The sequence below is a fragment of the Photobacterium toruni genome (assembly GCF_024529955.1).
Taxonomy (GTDB): domain Bacteria; phylum Pseudomonadota; class Gammaproteobacteria; order Enterobacterales; family Vibrionaceae; genus Photobacterium; species Photobacterium toruni.
This window is the reverse complement of record NZ_AP024854.1, coordinates 1,003,929-1,028,184: the sequence shown is the minus strand read 5'-3', so window position 1 is coordinate 1,028,184 and position 24,256 is coordinate 1,003,929. Positions and strand designations below refer to the sequence as shown.

At 37.3% G+C, this 24,256-nt stretch carries 18 protein-coding genes; 4 read left to right on the top strand and 14 right to left on the bottom strand.

Translation table 11 applies throughout. From position 1 onward, the window contains the following. Window positions 1–99 precede the first annotated feature (99 nt). The 7 genes from OC457_RS05035 to OC457_RS05005 all read right to left on the bottom strand — a co-directional run bounded on the left by OC457_RS05035 (window position 100) and on the right by OC457_RS05005 (window position 10,011). On the bottom strand, window positions 100–2,661 hold the full coding sequence (locus OC457_RS05035) for a zinc/cadmium/mercury/lead-transporting ATPase (RefSeq protein ID WP_080173616.1): 2,562 nt from the start codon (window positions 2,659–2,661) through the stop codon (window positions 100–102). A gap of 156 nt (window positions 2,662–2,817) precedes the next feature. Further along, on the bottom strand, window positions 2,818–3,291 hold the full coding sequence (locus tag OC457_RS05030; protein ID WP_080173614.1) for a response regulator: 474 nt from the start codon (window positions 3,289–3,291) through the stop codon (window positions 2,818–2,820). Window positions 3,292–3,303: 12 nt separating this feature from the next. Next, window positions 3,304–4,629, bottom strand: a complete 1,326-nt coding sequence (locus tag OC457_RS05025) for an ATP-binding protein (RefSeq protein WP_080173612.1) — start codon at window positions 4,627–4,629, stop codon at window positions 3,304–3,306. A gap of 31 nt (window positions 4,630–4,660) precedes the next feature. Continuing rightward, window positions 4,661–6,076 carry an SLC13 family permease gene (locus OC457_RS05020; protein ID WP_080173610.1) on the bottom strand — a complete coding sequence of 472 codons (1,416 nt, stop codon included), beginning with the start codon at window positions 6,074–6,076 and terminating at the stop codon, window positions 4,661–4,663. 334 nt (window positions 6,077–6,410) lie between these two features. Next, window positions 6,411–7,859, bottom strand: a complete 1,449-nt coding sequence (locus tag OC457_RS05015; protein WP_080173698.1) for an MATE family efflux transporter — start codon at window positions 7,857–7,859, stop codon at window positions 6,411–6,413. A 169-nt stretch (window positions 7,860–8,028) separates the two neighbouring features. Then, a complete protein-coding gene (locus OC457_RS05010; RefSeq protein WP_080173608.1) occupies window positions 8,029–8,445 on the bottom strand; it encodes a CBS domain-containing protein in 417 nt (138 codons plus the stop codon). 249 nt (window positions 8,446–8,694) lie between these two features. Then, entirely contained in the window at window positions 8,695–10,011 is a 1,317-nt protein-coding gene (locus OC457_RS05005) for a DUF945 family protein (RefSeq protein ID WP_080173606.1), read from the bottom strand. Window positions 10,012–10,249: 238 nt separating this feature from the next. Here OC457_RS05005 and OC457_RS05000 point away from each other — a divergent pair, with 238 nt between their 5' ends. Beyond that, window positions 10,250–11,242, top strand: coding sequence for a 2-hydroxyacid dehydrogenase (locus tag OC457_RS05000; RefSeq protein ID WP_080173604.1), 993 nt, complete (start codon window positions 10,250–10,252; stop codon window positions 11,240–11,242). A gap of 86 nt (window positions 11,243–11,328) precedes the next feature. Here the strand turns inward: OC457_RS05000 and dsdC are convergent, their stop codons facing one another. Both dsdC and OC457_RS04990 read right to left on the bottom strand, forming a co-directional pair. Then, window positions 11,329–12,237 carry a DNA-binding transcriptional regulator DsdC gene (gene dsdC, locus OC457_RS04995; RefSeq protein WP_080173603.1) on the bottom strand — a complete coding sequence of 303 codons (909 nt, stop codon included), beginning with the start codon at window positions 12,235–12,237 and terminating at the stop codon, window positions 11,329–11,331. Window positions 12,238–12,339: 102 nt separating this feature from the next. Beyond that, a complete protein-coding gene (locus OC457_RS04990; RefSeq protein ID WP_080173601.1) occupies window positions 12,340–12,939 on the bottom strand; it encodes a TfoX/Sxy family DNA transformation protein in 600 nt (199 codons plus the stop codon). Window positions 12,940–13,211: 272 nt separating this feature from the next. On the opposite strand from OC457_RS04990, the gene OC457_RS04985 reads away from it, so the two are divergent. From OC457_RS04985 to OC457_RS04975, 3 genes are all read left to right on the top strand, one after another. Continuing rightward, a complete protein-coding gene (locus tag OC457_RS04985) occupies window positions 13,212–13,808 on the top strand; it encodes an LON peptidase substrate-binding domain-containing protein (protein WP_080173600.1) in 597 nt (198 codons plus the stop codon). A 114-nt stretch (window positions 13,809–13,922) separates the two neighbouring features. Then, complete coding sequence (locus OC457_RS04980; protein WP_080173598.1) at window positions 13,923–14,840, top strand: HDOD domain-containing protein; 918 nt, start codon at window positions 13,923–13,925, stop codon at window positions 14,838–14,840. Between the two features lie 268 nt (window positions 14,841–15,108). Beyond that, entirely contained in the window at window positions 15,109–16,008 is a 900-nt protein-coding gene (locus OC457_RS04975) for a lysine exporter LysO family protein (protein ID WP_080173596.1), read from the top strand. Between the two features lie 269 nt (window positions 16,009–16,277). Here OC457_RS04975 and OC457_RS04970 read toward each other — a convergent pair whose 3' ends face one another. The 5 genes from OC457_RS04970 to holB form a co-directional block, all read right to left on the bottom strand. Further along, window positions 16,278–16,745 carry an RDD family protein gene (locus OC457_RS04970; RefSeq protein ID WP_080173594.1) on the bottom strand — a complete coding sequence of 156 codons (468 nt, stop codon included), beginning with the start codon at window positions 16,743–16,745 and terminating at the stop codon, window positions 16,278–16,280. An 8-nt stretch (window positions 16,746–16,753) separates the two neighbouring features. After that, window positions 16,754–18,373 (bottom strand): PTS transporter subunit EIIC, encoded by a 1,620-nt coding sequence (locus tag OC457_RS04965; protein ID WP_080173592.1) that lies wholly within the window; start codon window positions 18,371–18,373, stop codon window positions 16,754–16,756. 932 nt (window positions 18,374–19,305) lie between these two features. Beyond that, window positions 19,306–20,814, bottom strand: coding sequence for a PTS transporter subunit EIIC (locus OC457_RS04960; protein ID WP_080173590.1), 1,509 nt, complete (start codon window positions 20,812–20,814; stop codon window positions 19,306–19,308). A 1,642-nt stretch (window positions 20,815–22,456) separates the two neighbouring features. After that, a complete protein-coding gene (locus tag OC457_RS04955) occupies window positions 22,457–23,233 on the bottom strand; it encodes a TatD family hydrolase (RefSeq protein WP_045031351.1) in 777 nt (258 codons plus the stop codon). A gap of 59 nt (window positions 23,234–23,292) precedes the next feature. Then, window positions 23,293–24,255 carry a DNA polymerase III subunit delta' gene (holB, locus tag OC457_RS04950; RefSeq protein WP_080173588.1) on the bottom strand — a complete coding sequence of 321 codons (963 nt, stop codon included), beginning with the start codon at window positions 24,253–24,255 and terminating at the stop codon, window positions 23,293–23,295. Window position 24,256: the final 1 nt, after the last annotated feature.

Sequence of the window (24,256 nt, the reverse complement as noted above, 5' to 3'; positions counted from 1 at the left end):
TCGTGTAAGAATCGTTATAAATAAAAAAGCAGAATAGTGTTTAAACTATTCTGCTTATCGTGATCATGTCAGATTAAGATGATTATATTATTAGTTCTATTATTCTTTTGGCTTAAAGCGTAATAGTCGCAAAGCATTTAAAGTAACTAATGCTGTAGCGCCACTATCGGCTAATACTGCCACCCATAATCCCGTAACACCAAGTACCGTTGTCACCAAGAAAATACCTTTAAGACCCAGAGCAAGACCAATATTCTGTCGAATGTTATTTAAGGTAGCACGTGATAATTCAATCATTACTGGTAATTCAGCTAGGCGATTATGCGTAATGGCTGCATCAGCGGTTTCCAGCGCAACATCTGTACCACCGCCCATTGCAATACCAATAGTGGCAGTTTTCATTGCAGGAGCATCATTAATGCCATCACCAATCATCGCAACACTATGTTCATCATTAAGTTTACGAATTTCAGTCACTTTATCAGCAGGTAATAAACCAGCGCGAAAATCAATATTGATTTCTTTTGCAATGGCAGCTGCAGCACGAGAATTATCACCCGTTAACATTACCGATTGAATACCAAGCTGTTTAAGCTTTTCAACTGCAACTAATGCATCTTCTCGTAAATTATCTCGCCATGCCACTAAACCGACAGGCTGTGCATTACGAACCGCAACCACCAGCGTTTTGCCTTCGTTTTCTAAATCCGTTGCTTGCTGTTGCTGTTCTGTAGTCAAAACAATAGCAGCAGGTAACCGATCAGCGGCACATAATAAAAACGCATCACCTTCCGTGATCCCTTGAATACCGCGTCCAACTAAAGTTTCACGTTCAGTCGCTTCAATAATACTAAGCTGCTGTTGTTGTGCTCTGTTAACAACCGCTTTTGCCAATGGATGTAACGACCCCACTTCAATAGCAGCGGCTTGACGTAATAGTTTATCTGCGTCGTTATCCCAACAAATCATATCCGTAACAATAGGCTTACCTTCAGTAAGTGTACCTGTTTTATCAAACGCAACGACTTCAATATGACCCAATTGTTCTAACGCAGCACCACCTTTAATAAGCGCCCCACGACGAGCTGCCGCCGCTAAACCAGATGTAATTGCCGCAGGGGTTGAAATAACTAACGCACACGGACAAGCAATCAATAATAATGCTAAGCCTTTATAAATCCATTCATCCCAAGATTGGCCAAACACTAACGGGGGAATAACAACCACTAACGCTGCTAATAAAATCATGCTTGGAGTGTACCAGCGACTGAATTTATCAAGGAACCGCTCCAAGGGCGCTTTACGTGATTCGGCATCTTCAATCATATGCAATATACGATCAATCGCATTATCACCTTGAGCTGAAATAATGGTTAAGCGCACCACTTTATCAGATGCCATGCTACCCGCCATGACTTTTTCGCCCGGTGTTCGCTCAACAGGAACTGATTCACCCGTTAATGCACTTTCATCAAAACTGGCAATAACATCCAAAATTTGACCATCAGCGGGTAAACGTTCACCCGGTACAACTTCAATCACATCACCAGGTTTTAACTCTGCTGCAGATATTTTAGTTTTAGTGCCATCAGCTAAAATAACCGTTGCTTCTTCTGGCACTAAATCCATTAATGCTTTTACACCACTACGTGCTCGAGAAGCTGCATAACCTTCAAGTTGTTCGCCAATGAGGAACAAAAAGATAACCATTGCCGCTTCTGCCGTTTCACCCAGGTATAAAGCACCTATTGCTGCAACGGACATTAATGTCTCAATAGAAAATGGCGTGCCTGATTTAGTTAAAACAATGGCTTTTTTTAAAATCGGGAATAAACCAACAATGGTCGTCAACGTAAACGCAAATAATCCAGCTTCAGCCGAAACCGTTTTATTTAAGACAAAAGAGATCACCATCATCAATGCAATAATAATTACAGACAAATGCTGACGTAAAAATGATTCAGTTGGTAAATCTGCGGTTTTCGTTGTAGTAGAAACTAACGTAAAACCTGTTTGTTTGGATTTGTTTTCTATCTCAGCTTTAAGCATTTCAGTATCTGCTTGCTGATTATCATGAATATTAACAATTAATTTTTCTGTCGCAAACATCACTTTCGCGGTGTCTACAGCGGCTAATGACATGATTGCTTTTTCAAGTTTAGCGGCACAACTAGGGCAATCCATGCCTAATACTTTCCAGCTAAATGTTTTGCCATGAGCGTTATTTGTTAGAGAGGCCTCTAACGCTAATTCTTGTTCTTTACTCATGGCTGGTGCAGAGCAACACTGCTTACTGTGAACGTGCTCACTATGAACATGATCTTTATTATTATGGTGTTCGATAGCAGTGTCTGTATGCTGATGTTTATTTTCAGCGACTACATTATCATTAGCGGATATATGCGCACCAGTAATGGTAAACGCATTCTTTTTAGCTACTGAATGGAGCGCACTATAGGATAGTGTTGAACAACAACCCGCGGGACCTTCAGTATCATTATCACCACACCCTTCAATATCTTTATTCGTCGAGCAGCAATCAGTACTTACGCTTGAACAACAATCAGCCGTTGCAGCCACCACCGTAACAGTGGCTTTAGTCGCAATAGTTGGTTTTGCAGTATGAATATGGCCTTTTTTATTATTACATTGAGCACACATCATCATTCTCCTTGGGTGCTATTAAGGTTTACTGTTAATAACTATAAACCTTTGAGTTAAGACCAAGGTCAAGCAAAATAGCGATAATTTACTCAATATAAGTGATAATAATTATCAGATACAATAAAAACAGCCATTACATTCACTGAGGTACAATTAACGCAACCGTCGTAAAACAGTTGTATTATCAATAACATCACCCCACAGAGTATAATCAAGTCCCATATCAAAAATATATTCAGTTACTAATACTCGAACGCAACTAATTAATACTTCAGTATCCCATGGTTTTTCAAAATAACTTTCAATACGAGCTTGATTAATCGCTGCAATCGTATCTTGATGCGTCGCTTGTCCTGTTAATAATACTTTTTTAGTATGAATAAAGCGGCTATCATTTGCCACTGTTGTTAACAATTCAACCCCGCTTTTACCCGGCATAACATGATCTGAAATAATCACACCAATAAACTCACCTTCAGCATCAAGTTCATCCATTAACGCGAGTGCTTCATCTGCTGACTCACAATCTTCCAGTAAAAAAGAAGGTTCAAATTCAGCTAAATCTTTTAATACAGCACTTAACACTTCACGTTGATCATCAACGCAAATAATAGTAATTTTTTCCATAATAACCGTCCTTTACGTTATCGGTAATTTGATTCTAAATGTAGTACGTTGAAGATCACTTTTAACCGCAATCGTGCCACCATAGCTATTTACGATACGTTGCACTATTGCTAATCCCAATCCTAAACCAAATGATAAGCCTCCTTTTTTGGTACTAAAATTAGGATTAAATATTTTACGACGAGTTACTTCATCGATCATTGGTCCATTATTAGTAATAGTCACTAATAATTTATTTTTTACACTTCTTGTTATGATCTCAATTTGTGGCGCTTCGGTATTTTCCATAGCATCACATGCATTTTTAATAAGATTAACCCATATTTGTACTAGTTCAGTGACGCTTGCTGTCATGGGAGGTAAAATTGCAGGGCGTAATACCACTTCAACCTGCCGTAAGTTACTTTGCAATAATGCCAACGACTTATGTAACGTATCATTGATATCGACATCAGGGATTCGTGCATGATCACCACCACCAAGCTGCTTTACTGATCGAACAATACTGGCAGCATGCCGCGCTGCTAATCGAATATCACGTAAATCACGGCCATTATCCCAGCAAACTAATGCCGTATTAAGATCCTCAAGCCAATGTTCAGGAACATCTCCTTCTGGCAGTGCACGCGCAAGTGTTCGCGCGTGTTCTCGACTCAGCTTATATTGTCGTTGTAAGACCTTAGTACGATCACGAACTTGCGCGGAACTTATCGTCTGGCCGTGATCTATTCCATGTTGTAAAAATGGCGTCATTTGTGGTTGATTATTCTCAACAAATTGACTAATCGCTAGCTGTATATTTTCAGTTTTGCTACTAATCACACCAATCGCATTATTAAGTTCATGCGCGATGCCAGCTGCTAATTGACCTAATGTCGTCATTTGTTCGGTGGCATACAGTTTTTGAAGAGCCTTTTCTTTTTCTAGCGCAGCTATGCCAGTTAGCATCTGTCGCGTTGCCAATTCATGCACCATTACAGGCATAAATTGTTCCGCTAATGAGCCATAATGTTCAGGCTCAACGGCCTGTGTCGATAAATCAATCCAAGCAATTTCACTGTCCTTTTCTGCAACAACCGTTGTTGAGGCAACTAAGGTCTGTGCGAAGAAACTGTGGACACCAAAAAACATCCCTTCTTTGACCACAAATACTTGGGCGCTTAAATTATTTTCTTCATTATTTAAATAGCCAGATAACTCACCTTGCTTTACCCAATATAAGCGATCGTTATATCCATTTTGGCGCAAGACTTCAGTACCGGCTGCAATAGCAATAGTCGCCTTAGGATCTTGAAAATAGGTATCAATGATCCGTCGCAATGCTTTAGGTTGATTCATACTGCTATCCTTGAATTAAATGGTATCATCCCTAAATATGATCGATGACCTGTAATCCCCAAATCATCACAAAACTCAACAACACGCCAACCACACCAATAATCACACCTACTCGTGCCATTTGATTACTTTCAACATGTCCTGTTGCATGTGCTAATGCATTAGGAGGCGTACTTATCGGTAATGACATGCCGAGTGAAGCCGCAAAAGTAACCACTAAAATCAAGGTTACTTCACCACCTAATGGCGCTAACGACACCATTGATGTACCTAATGCCGCCATGATTGGCATTAATAAGTTTGCTGTTGCAGTGTGTGACATAAAGTTAGCCATTAATAAACACAGTATCGCTGCACCAAGCAAAACAACATAAGGAGAGAAAATATCAAATGGAATACTATGAACGACTAATTTAGCGAGCCCTGTTTTATCTAAGGCTAAACCAAGTGCAATACCACCAGACACTAACCACAGTACATCCCATGATATTTTCTTGAGATCTTCTTTATTGATAATTCCTGTGATTGAAAAAATAGCGACCGGAATTAACGCAACAGTATAAGCATTCATACCGTGCATTGAGCCCATTAACCATAGAATAATTGTGACGGCAAACGTTACATAAACCGTGATAGCTTTGGGCGTTTTAAGAAACTTACCTTGAATAGTCAGTTCAATAGATTGTTGGGTTGCAGGGTAAAGTTTATTAATTAACCACCACGCAAATACTAATAATACCGCAACAAACGGAACCCCAAAGAACATCCATTCACCAAAAGTGATTAGATTTTCTCCTGTCAAATATTTCAAAGCAATCGCATTTGGCGGGGTTCCAATAGGTGTGCCAATACCACCAATATTCGCTGCAACAGGAATACATAAAGCAAATGCGATTTTGCCCGGATCTTTGGCACCAAATAGCGTAATAACAGGCGCTAAAATAGACAGCATCATCGCTGTTGTGGCAGTGTTTGACATAAACATCGAGAAAATAGCGGTGATCAGCATTAAGCCAAACATGACATATTTAGGTTGGTGCCCAAACGGTTTTAATAATACTCGAGCTAAGTTGACATCTAAACGATATTTGGTTGCCGCCATCGCTAAAAAGAAACCACCAAGAAATAACATAATAATAGGACTGGCAAAAGTCGCCATTATCTCGCTATAACTCATTAAACTACCGAAGTGAGGTTGCCCTTGATCAAGTCTAAATAAATAGAGGCTTTTATCTGACAACAATAATAATTCCAGCACAATAATCACAACTGATGTTGCGTAGATAGGAATAGGCTCCATGACCCAACACAATGCAGCTAATAAAAAAATAGCAATAACGCGTTGTTGAATTACCGTTAACCCTTCAATAGGGAAAGCTGATGCAGGCAATAACAAAACAATTAGTGGGATCAGAATAGGTATGATATAGCGAAGATTTTGACGCATAGAACATTATTCCCTTAAACAATAAATACGCCATCACCTTTATTTCCTTAAACTAAAGGTGAAGTGAAATGGCTAAACTAATACTGCTTGCTATGGTTAATCGCGGTCGCTGCTATGATCCCACATCTACAAGCTAATAATTATTAGTATTATTATTGTCGCTGGCTCTTATTTTTATTTCATCGTGTCAGATCAATAAAATGATTAAATAATCGCTAGTCAGCTAAAATAACGATCACATTTCGAAAAAAATTGTCGCTTATCTCTTAAGTAACATTAAGAAAGTGAGTAATATCACACAAACGATATTACTCACTAATCGCTTTTAGCTCGCTTATTTTGTTACTGCTGTATCGCGCGTTTTTTCAATATCACCCGCTAAGGCCTCTTCCAAAACATCTTCGATCCCCATATAAGTCCGTGAAGAACAAAATGGGGTAACAGGTACCGACGGCGTCAATATCTCATTGTTATCCAACGACTGTTGTTCATGACTAAGACCCATTTTTTTAACTTTATAAATAACTAAACTAAAACCAATAATGCCAAATACCACGGAGCCAACAGCTTGACCAATTAATACACCACTAGCACCGGCAATATGCCCCCCCACTAATACAAAAGGAATTGTACCTAAGGTCGCTTTACCTATATTTAATACTGTTGACCATGTTGGTCGATTAAGATTATTAAACGCTGCATTTGCCACAAATAATGCACCATTAAAAATAAAACTAATTGCGATAAAGCTACAAAAAATACTCACAATTTCAGCGGCATCACCCGTGAGACTGAACATTGCTATCAATAAATCTTGCCCAAACCAAAGCAATAACGAGATGCCAAGACAATAGATTGCAGTAAATAGCATTGCATCACGTAATATTTGATTAATTCTATCCCACCTTTCGGCACCAAAATTTTGCCCAATAATCGGTCCAACAGCTCCAGACAGCGAGAAAACTAACGCAAAACAAACTGGCATAATACGTCCAATAACCGCATAGCCTGCAACAAAACTTTCCCCAAAATGAGCAATATTACTGGTAACAACAGCATTACCAATTGGAGTTGCAGTATTGGTTAATATTGCAGGCAATGCTATTTTAGTTACCGCCGATAATCCCAGCTTAAAACTAGCCAGATCAGGTTTAGCAACTAATTGATGCTTATAGACTACGGCATACAAAGAAAAACACATCACCGCTAATCGCGCAAACACTGAAGCAATGGCTGCACCTTGCATACCCATAGATAACCCAAAAATAAACAGTGGATCTAATACTGCATTAACGCCACCGCCAATTAACGTCGCAACCATTGAACTTCGAGCATCACCAACACCACGCAATGCCGCTCCTGCAGACATAGAAACCGCAATCAATGGCGCACTGGGTAATAAAATCACTAAATATTGAGTAGCCGCTTTAGCAACAGCTCCCTTTGCACCAATTAAATCAAGCAGTATTGGCAATTGCCACAACATCAAACTCACGACAGTAATACTAATAATGACGGCAAAAATCATCACATTACTGGCCATCATACGTGCTTGTTGACGATCATTTTTTCCTAGTGCGCGGGAAACTAACGCCCCTGCAGCAATCGATGTACCGATAGAAATTGAAGTAGAAAAAAAGACTAATGTTCCAGCAAAACCAATCGCAGCAGCAAGTTCTATTTGTCCTAACAGACTAATAAAAAACATGTCGAGTAAATCTACTAAAAACAGCGCCATTAAGCCTATTGCGCCAGTCCCTGACATCACAATAATGTGACGCATAATAGAACCTGTTAAAAATTTAGCTTGGCTATTTTCGGCTTCATTTCCTTTGTTCACAGCGTCTCCTATTTAATATTATGCTGCCATTACTGTATCTCTGACATAAAAAATAAAGGCGCTCAAAGCGCCTTTTTTATTAAAATAATAACAGTTTATTTTAATAAATTGATCACAATGGATGCTTAAAGCAAGCACCAATCTGATTACTAATTGCGGTTAATACATCACGACGAGTAATAACCCCCACCAATCGACCATCATCGACAACCGGATAAATTTTAGGCTTTTGCCCCGTCATGGTTTCAGCTAATACAATAATTGTATCATCACCAGAAACGGTTAATACATCAGTCCGCATACACTCACTAACTGTATGGCTATCTTGGCAGTGATAACCCACTTTAAGCAGTTTATGGATCATATCTTGTTCTGATATAAAGCCTACCACTTGCTTATGTTCATTAATAACGGGCCCACCAATCTGTTTCGCAGTTAACAATTTATCTAATGCTGCGGATAACGACAGACTTTCAGTAAATGTTACTGGGCGAACATTCATATAGTCTTTTACTTTCAATGATTCCATACCTTTCCCCACCATACTGTATTCTACTGTGGATCAGATTTAATCTTTTGATATGCTAATTAAAATAAACCTGTATCTATAACATTAAGTTAAGTCTAAATATTTAGATTTACTAAATATCAATGTTCCATTTTCAACATTTTTATCTAAAAAAACGTTAACAACATGATAAATAATGTTTTTATATCCAAAAAAAAACGCTTACTCAAAGGGTAAACGTTTTTTATTTCTAACCCCAGCCAAATAAAACTATTGCAGGAATAATGCCATCATTGCCAATGGTAATTTTGCACCAGAAGAAAATTCTAATTGATCAGCAATAATTTTAACTTCAAGTTGATAATTACCATCTTGCTTGGTCACGATTTTTTGTTTTACTAATACTGGTAACTTCGCTGCTAATAATGGCTCTTTAGCCACTAATGCTTCAGGAAGAACAATATTAATATTACCACTTAATTGATCAGTAACAGCGGCCATATTGGCTGACGCATGCTCTAATCCCGGTTTAATATTTAACAAAAATTGTGCATCAACTTTACCTTGTGGAGTATTAACACTTAATTGTGATAAATCGACCGTCGCACCATTAGCAATCAACAAATCTAATGCTAGCATTGCCTGTTTTATTTGAGCAGGATCCTGTGCTACTTGTGATGATTGTTCCATTGCTGCTAGCTGACTAATCGCTTTATAATTTAAGTCTTTCAGTGCTAATTTAAAGGCAATATCTTGATAATGTTGGCCATCCAACGTGGTTAATTTTGCAACATTAATTGTATTGGTATTCGTTACTTGCTGAATTTTTGCCGTCGAATTCTGCTCATCATTTGGCTGACTCAATGTATTATTCATTGCAACATTAACACCATCAATAGCAATAAATTGGTGCTGATCTGCAGCGGTAAATTTAGCATGCTCTAGACTAAAGGTTTGATGTCCAATCCAAAAGTTACCTTGCATTTGACCTTGACCTTCACCATTAATACCTTTTACAACCATGTTTTCTTTATCAGGAGTAGCAACCATTAATTCAGGTAAATTATAACTAAATTGACTCTTACCATTTTCAGGATCAAATTCTCCCTTAATAACCGCAGTTTTACTGATTGCAGTCACACCATCATCATGAGTGTAATCCAGTGGATTTATCGTCATCACAAAATGGGTTGTTCCTGTAAAACCAGAATCCGTGACAATTTTCATTGGTGCCACATTCTTGCCCCAAATTTTATTCACTAGCGGTAGTAACTGCTTATCAATCACAAATTCACTGGTTGATTTCACACCTAAAAAACCGTTATCAAGATGATGACTAATTAACCATACAGTCGGTAAACCCTGTCCTGCAAACTCCGCTTTTAATTGATTTTTAAGCTCAATACGAGATACCGCGTTTGAAGATAAATAGCCTCGTTCAAAACTTTTATTAGTAATAGACAGATAAGGGCTATGGTAATTTTCAACTGCCCTCATGTAGATACTCTGCCCTATTTGACCGGTAGCTAGAGGACCACACGCAATTATCGCAATAGCACCTGCACTGGCAAGAATTTTTTTTAACATATTGAATCCTAAAATAAAGTAAGTTGCAATAAACGGTTCAAATCATAGCATGAACCACTTAGTCACAGCAGCACTACTATAACCGTTATTTTAGTGTGCTTATTTTGTCATACAATTTATTTGCTATTTACAACAAACTTGTTATCTTGATCACATAATAACCATGTAAATTAGTCCGATATTAAAGCTTTATACTTAGCAATGACTGAATAACAAACTGTGTTTTTGGAGTGATATTATGAAAATAGCGGTGTTTAGTACAAAAGGGTATGACCAAAAATCACTTGCTCATACTAATAAGCAATTTCATCAACAACTCACTTATTTTGAATTTCAGCTCAATCACCACACAGCAAAAATGGCTGAAGGATTTGATGCTATCTGTGCATTTGTTAATGATGATCTTAGTGAGCCTATTCTCAAAATATTAGCAGAACAAGGGGTTAAAATTATCGCAATGCGTTGCGCTGGCTTTGATCGGGTTGATCTAGAGGCTGCAAAAGCATTAAATTTACAAGTCGTCACTGTTCCTGCTTATTCTCCTGAATCTATTGCCGAGCATACTCTCGGATTAATGTTAAGTCTTAACCGCCGTATTCACCGTGCTTATCAACGAACTCGCGACGCCAATTTCTCATTAGAAGGCTTAACTGGCTACAATTTCCATGGCCGTACCGTTGGCGTTATTGGTACTGGCCGTATTGGTATTGCAACAATACGTATATTAAAAGGTTTAGGCATGAATATTCTTGCTTATGACCCGTATCCTAATCCAATAGCACTAGACTTAGGCGTTACTTACTGCACACTTGATGAAATTTATGCCCAAGCAAATGTAATCACTCTTCATTGCCCAATGAGCAAAGAAAATTATCACATGCTTAACCGTAAAGCGTTTGCAAAAATGCGTCGCGGAATGATGATCATAAATACCAGTCGTGGTGGCTTACTTAACTCTAGTGATGCAGTTGAAGCACTGAAAAGTGGTATTATTAGTGCGTTAGGTGTTGATGTTTACGAAAATGAAAAAGATTTATTCTTCCAAGACAAATCTAACGACATTATTCAAGATGATGTATTCCGTCGTTTATCATCATGCCACAATGTACTCTTTACAGGGCATCAAGCTTTTTTAACTGAAGAAGCATTAGGCAGTATTGCTCAAACTACTTTAGAAAGTATATCTAGCTTTGAGAAAGGTGAGCTATCAGGTAACGAGCTCATTAAATAAACGATATATGCAGACGTATTCTTAATATCGATGATGTTACTAAAAAGGCGCATAAAGCGCCTTTTTTGATCATAATGGGATTATATTTACACATTAATCTCGCTAATAAGCCAATCTTTAAAGGCTTTTATTTTTGGAGACATTTGCATATCTTGACGACAAACAACGTAATAACTATGTGCAGAACTCATTGTCATATCAAAAGGGGAAACTAATCGAGCAGTCGCCAACTGCTCTGAAACAAAAGATTGTCTTGCCATCGCGACTCCCATCCCTGTTGTTGCCGCTTTAATCGCTAAATCAGCACGATCAAAAGTACAGCTATTCTCTGGTAATGCTACGTTAAAATGTTGAGCCCAAAATTGCCACTCATCATTACTACCAGCTCTCGCCCATGGCGCAGCATCATGTAATAATAAGCAGTACATCAAATTTTCAGGTTGATTATAGAGTTCATTTTTGAGTGCGTAATCATGACTACACACGGGAAACATAGTTTCTTCAAGCAATTTATCTACGGCTAAATTAGGATAAATACCATTCCCAAAATAAATGGCACAATCATAACTTTCAATTTGAAAATCAACTAAATCATTCCTCGTGCGTAAATGAATCCGCAAATTAGGATATTTATCAATAAAAGATGTTAAACGAGGAACTAGCCATGTTTGTGCAAAAGTAGGTGGTGCTGAAACAGTAAGATCACCACTAAGATCTGTACTTTTTAAATCACGAATTTCATGAATAATATTACCAAAATTAGAGGCTAATACTTGCTTTAAACGCTGCCCTTCATCAGTCAATACTAATTTTCGATGTTGCCGTATAAATAATTGAACCTCTAAAATATCTTCCAGATTCTTAATCTTATGGCTCACAGCACTTTGTGTTAAACATAAAATCTCAGCGGCACGCGTAAAACTCATTTGATCTGCGGCAATCAAAAAACAGTGTAATCCAGAAAGAACAGAACCTGATAATTTAGATAATTGCATACATTAGCCATGACAACATAATTTTTGTCAGCATAGCAAAAAATTCATTTATTCTCAGCTATATCCGCTTGATATACTTATATTATCAACTAGCTATACGAGTTAATATATTTGTTGGCGATACTCATCTAATAATTGCTGTTTATGCTCTTCACTTAATAACTGCCAATGTCCCCCTTGAATCGCACCGGCAAAGATCCATAACAATTTGTAATCTAATTCCTGTCCACTATGCTCACATACACGCTTAAAAACATTCACAGCCCCGACATTAAAAAAGGTATCAACATCTAATACTCCGACTTTTTTTACCATACGTTCAAGTGTTAAACGCATATTAGGTAAATCACGTAAACGACGATTTTCAGCAGAAGATTTAATATTTTTATCGCGGCAAGAAAAGGCAATTGATTCTTTCACTAATAAATCACATTGCGATTGATCGGTTAAAAATAGTTTATTGATCTCATAATAATTAACAGTAGCCGTTTTACTCTTTTTTACATGTCTAAACTTTTCACAACCAGAATGAATTAATTTTTCATCAAGTTCATCCCCTCCGCGAATATACATTGAATTCGGCGTTACGATTGCAAACATGGCGCTATTAATAAAAATACCCGTACCACCAAACATTGATCGTTTTTCTTGCTGACCAAATTTAGCTAAATAATTCAAATAATCATCTTTTATTAATGTCATAACTCATGCTCCAGATATTATCCATAACAACTAAAAACACTTCAAATATTTATTATTGTCAGTGTCAATCATTTGACGAATCATTCTATGCCCATAGCAGCAACAGATGATACAACGAGCATTCGAATATGAGATTGCTCGCATATTTTTAGTCGAAAATTTATGAAACAAATTAACAATTAGCCCTTTTTTATACTTACCCTCAATTAAATATATAGTGCTAACCTTAATAAGGTTTCTTGTAAGTGACGCTAAAACAGCAAGGATAAACTATGAATACCATCGCATTATTACCTCACAATGAACATTTATTACCCGGTGGGCGGCTAAAACTTGTTATTTCAAGAATCTGTGATATGAGAATGGTAACGGAAGCAATAACACACAATCAGCCTTTCGCATTGGGGATGATTGCAAAGAAAAGCTCGCCTAAAACCGTGACCAACATCCCAGCTATCGCAACAACGGTTTCAATTGTCGACTTTCATACTTTTCATAGTGGATTATTAGAGATAGTCGTTGAAGGTATTAATAAAATTTCAGTCTCTACACTTACCATGGCTCATGACAAATTACTGACTGCCACTTATAAATCTCGTCATAATTGGCCAGCAATTAAAATAAATGCAGAGAGCCAATTACTCGCCGACAAACTCAACTTATTATTTATATCAATGCCAGAACTTAACCAATATTATCCAAGACCTAGCTTTCAAAATGCCACTTGGGTTTGTCAACGCTGGCTAGAAATATTACCCATAGATATAAAATATAAGCAGTCTTTAATCCATTATAAAACCGCAGATATGACAATTAACTATCTATTACAACTATTGCAATATCCTTACTTAATTAATAATTTAAAATAATGCCCTTATTCGCTGTACTAACCGTTAACTATGTCAAAAAAACAGCAGGTCGTACTTTGTACATTATGTAACAATGCGTAAACTGATTACACCTCTTACCACTGTAATTATTCAATGTCACATTTATCTTTTTTTTGGTTAGAAGCCAATAACCATCACCATATTCGTGCTATTCAGTCGAACCTTTGTTATTCCATCAAAAAAGCAGCACGCTATAATAGGTTAACTTTGCCTTCCATCCCAGATACTCTATTAACATTGAATATCTTATGTGAAAATCCTGAAACAACCGTACATGATGTCGCGAACTTATTGATCGACGATCCAGTATTAACAGCCAACATTATTCGAACTGCTAACTCTGCAATATTTAATCGCCGTAATATTGTCTGTCACAATATCCTTACTGCAGTATCGCGTTTAGGTATTATTCGAATTAGAGATATTATTACAGCTCAAATAATTTATTCATTAAAAAACACCACTATTGAAAATATTGAATGTAATAAATTACTTAAAAATAGTGCGCACCATTCACGTCAGTTTGCAGCAACCATGGCACTTATTTGTCAAAAAATGCATTTATATAGTAATAAGCCACTTAAACTTGAGCCAGAAAAAGCACTGTTAACAGGTTTATTAGCCGACATTGGTTTATTTGGCTTAATTAATGAATATTCACAATTTATTGAGCAAGGAAATTATCTTGATTTTAATATTGCCAAGTATATTTTTCAGGATAACTGTGCATTAACCAGTCACATTGTTCTCAACCAATGGGGCTTTGATGCCGATTATATCGCTGTCGCAACCAACGCAACAACGCCTCATCATACCGGTGATATTAGTTATTTAACTATTGCTCGTATGGCACATCATCTACTGCTGTTTAAAGCAAATGATGCCGCTATCCATGAACATGAAATAGAATTAGATCTTACTGGTGCTGAAGTCATGTATGAATTAACTAATATGCCAGCATTGGAATTTGAAGAGCAATTAAAACAGATCACTCACAACTGTGGAATTTGATACCAATAGCTGCTTTTCTTATAAAGCATCAACGTTCGTCTAATTCCCTCGTTAGACGATACGTTTAGACACATATTCACACACTTTTTCAGATACTTTAACTACGTTCCTTCCTGTTGATATGTATACTCTTTCTGCTTGATTATGTTATATTCATCACAAATCAAACGCTTAATCTTTAATCACTTATTATGATGTTGTTACAACAGCATTGTATTTAAGTCTTTAGAAGACTACTTCAACGCAGTTTTATACATTAAGGATAAATATGTTATCAGGGATTCTGCTGATTTTTCTACCACTGGTGCTGGGGTATTTAATCCCCATAAAAAAAACCAATATCCTTGAGTTTATTAATACTCAAACCAGTCGCTTAGTATTAGTGATTTTAGCCTTAATGGGGTTAAGTTTGGCAGGGCTTGATAACCTTAGTCAGAATTTAGGCCAAATCTTGTTATATACCTTCACCTTTTTTATCTCTATTTCGGTATGTAACCTACTCGCTTTACCATGGCTAGATCGTTTATGGCCAACACCAACATCGCATGCACACCGCAAACTTCCCTTAGTCAAAATGATGTTAGAATCGAGTAAATTAGTCATTGTCGTCGCAATAGGATTAATTGTAGGGCTACTATTAAACGTCGATTTATCGTGGGTAGAGCAAGCTAGTGAAAACATCTTATTATTACTGCTATTTTTTGTTGGTATTCAACTTCGCAACAGTGGCATGACGCTTCGACAAATTGTACTCAATAAAAAAGGCATCATCATTGCTGGTGTAATTTTAGTAACATCATTATTAGGTGGCGTTATTGCTGCGTTATTACTCAATATTCCGATTAATAATGGCTTAGCAATGGCCTCAGGTTTTGGCTGGTATTCATTAGCAGGTATTTTAATTGGTGATGGTTTAGGCAGTATTTATGGTGGTGCTGCATTCTTAAATGAGCTTTTACGTGAAATATTAGCACTTATTATGATTCCATTATTAATCAATCGTTATCCAAATACGGCAATTGGTTATGCTGGTGCAACAGCCATGGACTTTACGCTGCCTGTTATTCAAAGTAGTGGTGGTATTCGTTGTGTACCAATAGCAATCGTTAGTGGTTTTATTTTAAGTTTGCTTGTACCTATTTTGATTCTGTTCTTTATCTCTTTATAAGTATCACGCCTACTGTCATAGCCAGCCTTGTGCTGGTTTTTGACTTAATCTAATCCTTCCTTCGCCATTCCCTACAATCATCATCCACGAAGACAATAAATACCCTCAAAAACAATAAAGAACCTAACACATTGACAAGATGGCTACTTAATTAATAGAGTTGGGGTTATATACCACACCCAAAATCATCAGATAAAAAAACCGCAGCACTTCATTAATATGAAATAACTGCGGCTTCTAGGTTCGATCTGTATTAAGGCAGAATTAAATCAACGTTCAACAACGGTCGTATGGTTGGTACGATCATGCCAAGGCGGATTTGAAAAAGCTAAATATTGAGCTCCACAATAAAGTGGATATAACCCCAACGTTGCGACACAAAGGTAAATTTTATTAAATTCACGCTTTAAGTAACGTTGTTTCGTCAACGGCTGCTCATCAGTTGCTACTACCTGTACGCTTAATAAGTAACGTGATAATGACGTACCCAATAAACGATAACAGATCCATTGATAGCCCATAAAGACCCCAATAAATAACAACATTAATCCCATAAACAATAACAATAATGCAGGTAATGCCATGGTATCGTTTAACGAAAGCGTCGCGCCTGTACCGTTAGAGATATAAGCAATAATTCCAAGATAAATATCGCGACCAACCATCGCAAACATCTGAACAATTGCCATATCAATCATGAAGGTACCGATACGTCGGTATTTCAATTTAAAGCTCATTTGTATTCTTACTTACCTAGTTTTGCATTAATCTGCGTTTTAAAGCCTGCAGCTTGTGCACCGTAGATAGCTTGAATACCTGTATTACCGATCTTCACTAACCCTTTTGCACCTAAATGCTCAGTCCAGTATTGATTATCTTTTACTAAATCGCCGTCTTTAACAGTGATACGTAAACGTGTAATACAAGCATCAACATCAACAATATTCTCTTTACCGCCAAGTGCTTCAATCATCTCATCAGCTTGAGAATCATTTGCGCCACCAGCCGCTTTTGATGCATGGTAATCTTGCTTACGAACAACGGCTACTGCACTGCCCTTACGACCTGGTGTTTTCACATCAAACTTCAGAATGAACCAACGGAACAAGAAGAAGTATACAGGGCCGTAAATTAAACCAAGTAGTGGAATGTAGTACCAATGGTTTTCAGTACCCGTTAAACCTGGCAACATACCAAATAAAGCGAAGTCAATGAAACCACCACTAAATGTCATACCCACTTTAACCTGTAACAAGTCCATGATCATAAATGACAGACCAGCTAGAGGCACGTGGATGAAGTAGTAAAGTGGTGCAGATAAGAATAAGAACGTAAATTCGATTGGCTCAGTAATACCTGTTAGGAACGCTGTTAGCGCAACAGAGAATAATAGACCACCCACCGCTGTTTTATTTTCTTTATCTGCAACAGTGTACATTGCATAAGCAGCTGCTGGTAAACCAAACATCATGAATGGGAATTTACCCGTCATAAAGTTAGTTGAAGAGAATTGAGAGTAATCGCCGTTCGCTAAAGAGCCAAAGAAGATATTTTGCGTACCCTTAAATACTTGACCTGCGATTTCAGCAGTACCACCAATTTCTGTCTGCCATAATGGAAGATAGAACACATGGTGTAGACCAACAGGAATCAATGCACGCTCGATAATACCGAAAATAAACGAAGCAATGTAACCGTGACCTGAAGCCGTCATCTCACCAAGCATTGCACCGATAGAACCAAATGCAGCACCGATGTATGGCCAGATAAATACTAATGCGATACCGTAAAATAATGCTGAGAATGCACTAATAATTGGTACGAAACGTGCGCCACCAAAGAAGCCTAAAAATTCAGGTAACTTAATAGCATGGTATTTATTGTGAAGCACAACAGTAATACCACCAGCAATAAGACCACCAAATACACCCATACTCAGTGTATTGTGAATACCAAGTACATCAGCTAGTACGCCAGCATAATGAGTACCCATTAATATCACGGTGTTGTTAGTGGTATCAACCATACCAGCAACAGTCAGTGTTTTTGCAATCGCAACGTTCATTACAAGGTATGCAATGGTAGCAGCCAGTGCCGCAGCACCTTTTTCTGCACGAGCAAAACCGATAGCAATAGCGAGTGCGAACATGAGTGGTAAGTTTGCAAAGACGATACCGCCAGCTGCGGTCATAACCTGTAGGAAACTATTTAAAAGTGTTCCGTCTTGCAAAATACCAATTTGGTACGCTTCAATCATACTTTGGTTAGTAAAACTACCACCAAGCCCTAGCATAATACCAGCAGCTGGTAGCAAGGCTATCGGTAGCATTACAGCTTGAGATAACTTACTGAAAAAGGCTTTCATTACCTTGTCTCCTTGAGATGACTCTACACTTGTCGATGAAATAAATATGAGACGTTACTTTGTCTCTTTTTCTAAATCATATTCAAAAACAAATAAGCAGGTGATGAACACTTTCGCAGTTAGAGACCAGCTCCAATGACCATGATAGTCATTGCGTTAGTGAACATTGTTAGCTCCTGAGTATATTAAATTGAAATAATACTAAGCATTAGCGACATACCCCCGTAGTCATTTGCTAATACTTATTCAGTACTATTTCAGGCATTAGTATAAAATGCGACGAGTAATATAACTTGATGGCTATCAAAATTACTAATAGGTAATAAAGTATAATTCCAAACTATAATACAGATCACAATGAAACAAATGCACTAAAACGCCACCATAAAATCACAACATAATGATTTAAAAGGTTAAAAAAACACAAGCATCACCTTTTTTAACAATTTATATCTTCTCCAATAAGTAACCTTTGTAACCTATGTAACATGAATAATAAGTAATATTTGTTAAAAGTTTGTCATATATTCCTCATTTAAACTCCCGCATAATAATTCATACAAAATTCAGCGCCTAATTTATAAATCATATAAAAGACATAAATATTACCTCCAATTACGTTATCTCCCCAACAACTGATTAAAATACACCTCAAAATAAACTGGCTATCGAGATAATTTAGTCGTTCTAATCTGTCATCAATTAACGCATTCAAATTATTATTTACAGCATTCGCGATGTTTAGCCTGTACGCCCTCTAAATACTATTCAACAAAAAATAATCTTTAAAAATATCGTCAAAAATGAAATTTCATCTATTTTATAAATAAAAAAAATCCCACGACTTTCATCGTGGGATTTTCATAAAGAGGTGAGCTAATATACCTCTCTGTTTATTTTATAGTACAAAGCATAGCCAATCGCAATTAAGCTTATTCTTTGTGCTCTGCTTTTTCTTCCGCAGTACGATAATCAAAGATGAAAATCAGAACCATCGGTACAACAAAAGCAACCGCAATTGATACTGCGTAAACCCACATTGGGTGGAACACAGGAATAGTTAATAGTGACGTAAATGCAAACGCGTGAGTTTTAACACTGCCGTACATAGAGCTAAGAATTGCTAGCGTTACACCACCGGCTAAACAACCTGCAAGTAAACGTGGGTATACTTTCTTAAAGCGTAAGTGAATACCGTATAATGATGGCTCTGAAATACCACCAAATAAACCTGCAGCTAATGCACCAGAAGCTGTTTGACGCATCGTTGCATCTTTTTCACGAAGAGCAATCAACAATACACCTGCTGTTGCGCCGAAACATGCAAAGTTCCACACACCCATTGGGCCTTGAATGAAGTCATAACCTAATGTTTGAATATTCATTAACATTAGTGCGTTTAGTGGCCAGTGTAGACCCAATGGAACAAGGAATGGGTACAATAATGGGATTAGAATCGCGAACACAAACGGTGCATGCGTATTTAACCAAGCTAGACCAAGACCTAAGTAAGTACCAATCCATACACCTAATGGACCAATCAAGAACGCAGTTAGCGGGATCATGATGATCAAAGAAAGGAATGGTACAAATACCATGTGTAGGTTGTCAGGAATGATTTTCTTTAAGAAGCGGTATACAAGTGCTAATACAGCAACCATGATCAACGGAACGAATACGTTACCAGAGTAATCATTCAGCTGCATAGGTAAACCAAACACGTGAGCAACGTGAGAGACAGTACCTAAAGTTGCATCTTTAATTGATGATGTTGATGCTAATGACGTTAATTTTTGGAAATCAGGCGTCATTAACGCGCCCATGATTGCCGCACCTAACCAAGGGTCAACCTTCAGCTTTTTAGAAGCATTGTAAGCAACCATAATTGGCAAGAAGTAGAATACAGAATGCCACATTGAATCGACGAAGATCCAACCTGCAGACTTATCACCTCTAAAATCAACAACGTGTAACGCATCCAATACTGCACATAAAGCAATAATTAACGATGCGCCAAGTAAAATACCTAAAATGGGACGGAATGAATCTGAAAGGTATTCAAAGAAACCATCAACCCAAGCAACTTTACCGCGAACACCACTTGAACGTAGTGATGCTTTTACATCATCATTTGATGCTGCTTTAGTTTCAGTTTTAGTGTTATCAGCACAACCGCTTGCTTTACTATTTTCAATTAACTGTTGCAGTGCACTATGCATCGTCGCAACACCGCCACCAACAACAATTTGGTAGCGCTCGCCACTTTGAGGAACACAACCCATTACTTCAGGAATAGCATCTAATGCAGCTTTATCTACAATTGAGTTATCGTTTAATTCAAAACGTAAACGTGTTGCACAGCACGTCAGAAACTTAATGTTAGCAGCACCACCAACCCCTTCAAGGATTCTCTCTGCTGAGGATTTATTGCCATTCGACATATTGTTTTCCTTCATATTTCAAACCGACACCAGTAAATATAGTAATCTTCACTGGTGTATACGGAATAACTCATTAATTTAATTGGTATAATTAAATGTTATATACAATGTTTATCTACTTTAATAAATTTAGTTTTAGCTCTTTATAAGAATAAATTTATTAAAGCATTCTTAACAAGCATAACCATGATAGTAATATTGCTCGTTTTTGACCGATTTTTCCAGAATATACTTAAATAACATGCCAAATATAGAACATTGATCACATAGATACAGCTACGAGCCGTAAATTACTGATAATAAAACCAAAAAAAAGTAATTTTAATAAAACTTTTATTACAGAAACGAAACCTAAGTAACACAATGTAACCTAGATATTTTAATTAATAGTCCACTTTAAATTACAAAGTCATATTCAACGTAGTTAAAAGATGAAGTGCTATTTTCTTATTATTGGGAAATTATTAAAGGTTACCTATATGAATATTCGGCATAATAAAAACACGCATAAAAGCGAAATATAGTTTGGTCATAATTAAACCGTTCTATTTTTTTTGACACTAAATAGCCATAATGAACTACTTACCTATTTAGCGGTATAATAATGCATTACTTTTATTTCTAATTTTAAACCATCAGTCTTGACCACTTCATTCGTCATTTCCTACAGTGAATCCCCGCGCGTCGTAGAATTATTGCGGCTGTAATTATTGGAATTTAAGTTGGTGTCTTTGAATGGTTCAATAGTAGTAGTTTACTAAATGCAGCAATGCGGGTTGAGGTGGTTAGTGAACTGGTTTCGTTGGGGCATACCCTAATTTATCAGGTATTAAAATTCCGGTAAAAATGTCAGCTTTCAATTTTTTCATCTTTAAAAATACCGTTACACAAATAATAAACTGAAAAACCATTTAATATACATGTAAACCACTACCGTATTCACAATCTTTAATATTTAACATAAATTTAACATTTGTTTTTCTAAGTTTACGGAAATATTCATGCCAACAGAAATATATTTTATTTAATCTATTGATTATTATAGGTTATAAATTAATTGGCATTTATATTGCTTTATTTATAAATTTTTCTCGTGTTTAAAACGCTTGTTTGAATGAATACTTGCCTTTTATAATTCAATGTATTAGAATTTTTTCTTGTCAGAAATGACATGCCCTGCTTGAAGGGATTAAGACCACGGCGTAGTCCATATGGGCGAGTAGTAACATGCGTCAGAAATGACATGCCCTGCTTGAAGGGATATAGCCTCGTTAATACGGGGCTTTTTTGTATCTGGATTTTAAGGATATACGGAGGGTAAACACTTCAATGAATTTGGATTGGTGTACCTAAGATTATATATTACTACGTCGCAATTAGGCGGCTGATTAACTCACTTATAATTACCAAGTGATTCCATTACAACTAACTTCACCAATATCAGTCTATATCGACGAAATTACCCGCCAATTCCACATACCATCTGTAATATGAATTTCATCTGTAGCCCCCAACAACAACAACAGGGAATTGTAGTTTGTTACAACCATTTAGAAATATCACATCAACCACCAGCCTCTTTCCTGCGACAAAAAAAGAGAAGCCAAAGAGCTTCTCTTTAATATCAGACCAAAACTGTGCGTTACTGTTTCGCTAATGAAAACAACGTGAAGAAATTTTTGGTAGTCGCTTGTTCCACTTCCTCGACCGATACGCCTTTTAATAGCGCAATATATTGAGCCACTTCGCGCGTGTAAGCAGGTTGGTTTTGTTTACCACGGTATGGAATGGGTGCTAAGAATGGCGAATCAGTTTCAACCAATAAGCGATCTAGTGGTAACTTACTCACCACATTTTTCAAATCGCTCGCAGTATTGAATGTCACAATACCAGAGATTGAAATATAAAAGCCTAGCTCAATCGCTGCTAATGCCATATCCAAATCTTCAGTGAAGCAATGTAATACACCACCACACTTCTCTGCGCCTTCTTCACGCAAAATACGCATCGTGTCTTCACGCGCCATACGAGTATGGATAATTAGCGGCTTATTCAATTCAACCGCCACACGTGCTTGCTCACGGAACAGTTTTTGCTGCAGTTCTGCAGTCTCAGGCTGATAGTGATAATCAAGCCCCGTTTCACCAATCGCAACCACTTTTTCATGGCGCGCATAAGCTTTAAACTGTTCAGAGTCATAACCTGATTCTACATCTAACGGATGAATACCGCATGATGCAAACACGTTATCGTAAGGTGCAATCATTTCCATCATTTTAGGGAAAGCGGCTAACGTCACCCCTACCGATAGAAAATATTCAACGCCACGTTCCTTGGCCTTATTTAATACATCATCAATCCCTGTATGTAATTTGTCATAGTCAAGTTTATCAAGATGACAATGTGAATCGACTAACACAGGCTTTCCTCTTGTTTATTCTTATACTCATTTCATAACGGTAATACTAATGGCAAAGGTTACTTACCAATAAATCCGCTTAACCACTCAACCACTAACAACTCAATATTTAGCCCAGTATGTTTCGCTAATTGGCGATGTAAGTTATTAAGATGACGAACTTGCTCTAACAATAATGCTGTTGGTATCGTGGTAGCGACAACGTCAACGGCGGGTAACGATTCTTGATGAACAAGATATTGCGTCACCCCTTGCTGCCATTTTAAACAATCGACCAAAAAATAACTGAGCAATTGTAATGTCACAATACCATCAGCGGTACACATCGCTGCTACATCATAAATACCAATATGAGGCGGCTGTACAAATTCAGTAAACGCTTTAACTAAATGGCCATAACGAATATCTAAACCACTTTCAATAAATGCCAATGTTGCTAATGGCGCACCATTGTTAAGCCGTACACTTTCTAAAAAGATAGATTGATGCAGCTGACTTTCAACCCACCGTTTAACGTTATCTTCTTGAGGTGGGTTTAAACGCCATTTATTACAACGACTCACTACTGTCGGTAATAACCGATCTAAACTTTGTGCCGTCAAAATAAATTGGCACCCAGCAGGTGGCTCTTCTAATGTTTTTAATATCGCATTTGCGCCAGCTTCACCCAAAGAATCAGCATTTTCAATTAAAATAACCCGCTGTCCATTTAAGTGTGATGTCTCAACTGCCCAACGGTTACATTGGCGAACGGCATCAACACCAATTTGCTTACCATCTTGTTCTGGCTTAATAACATGAAAGTCAGGATGGTTTTCAGCTTCAAATAATTGGCAGCTATGACAAATACCACAAGGCTCTGTTTGTGAGTTTTGGCAAAGTACCGTTTTTGATAATTGTCGTGCCAGTACACCGCGCCCACTGCCCTTTGCCGCTAATAACAAAATAGCATGGTGTAAACGTCGTTGCTCAAGCAACTGCTGCCAGTTGTGCCACAAAGTTTGTTGCCATGGATAAATCATT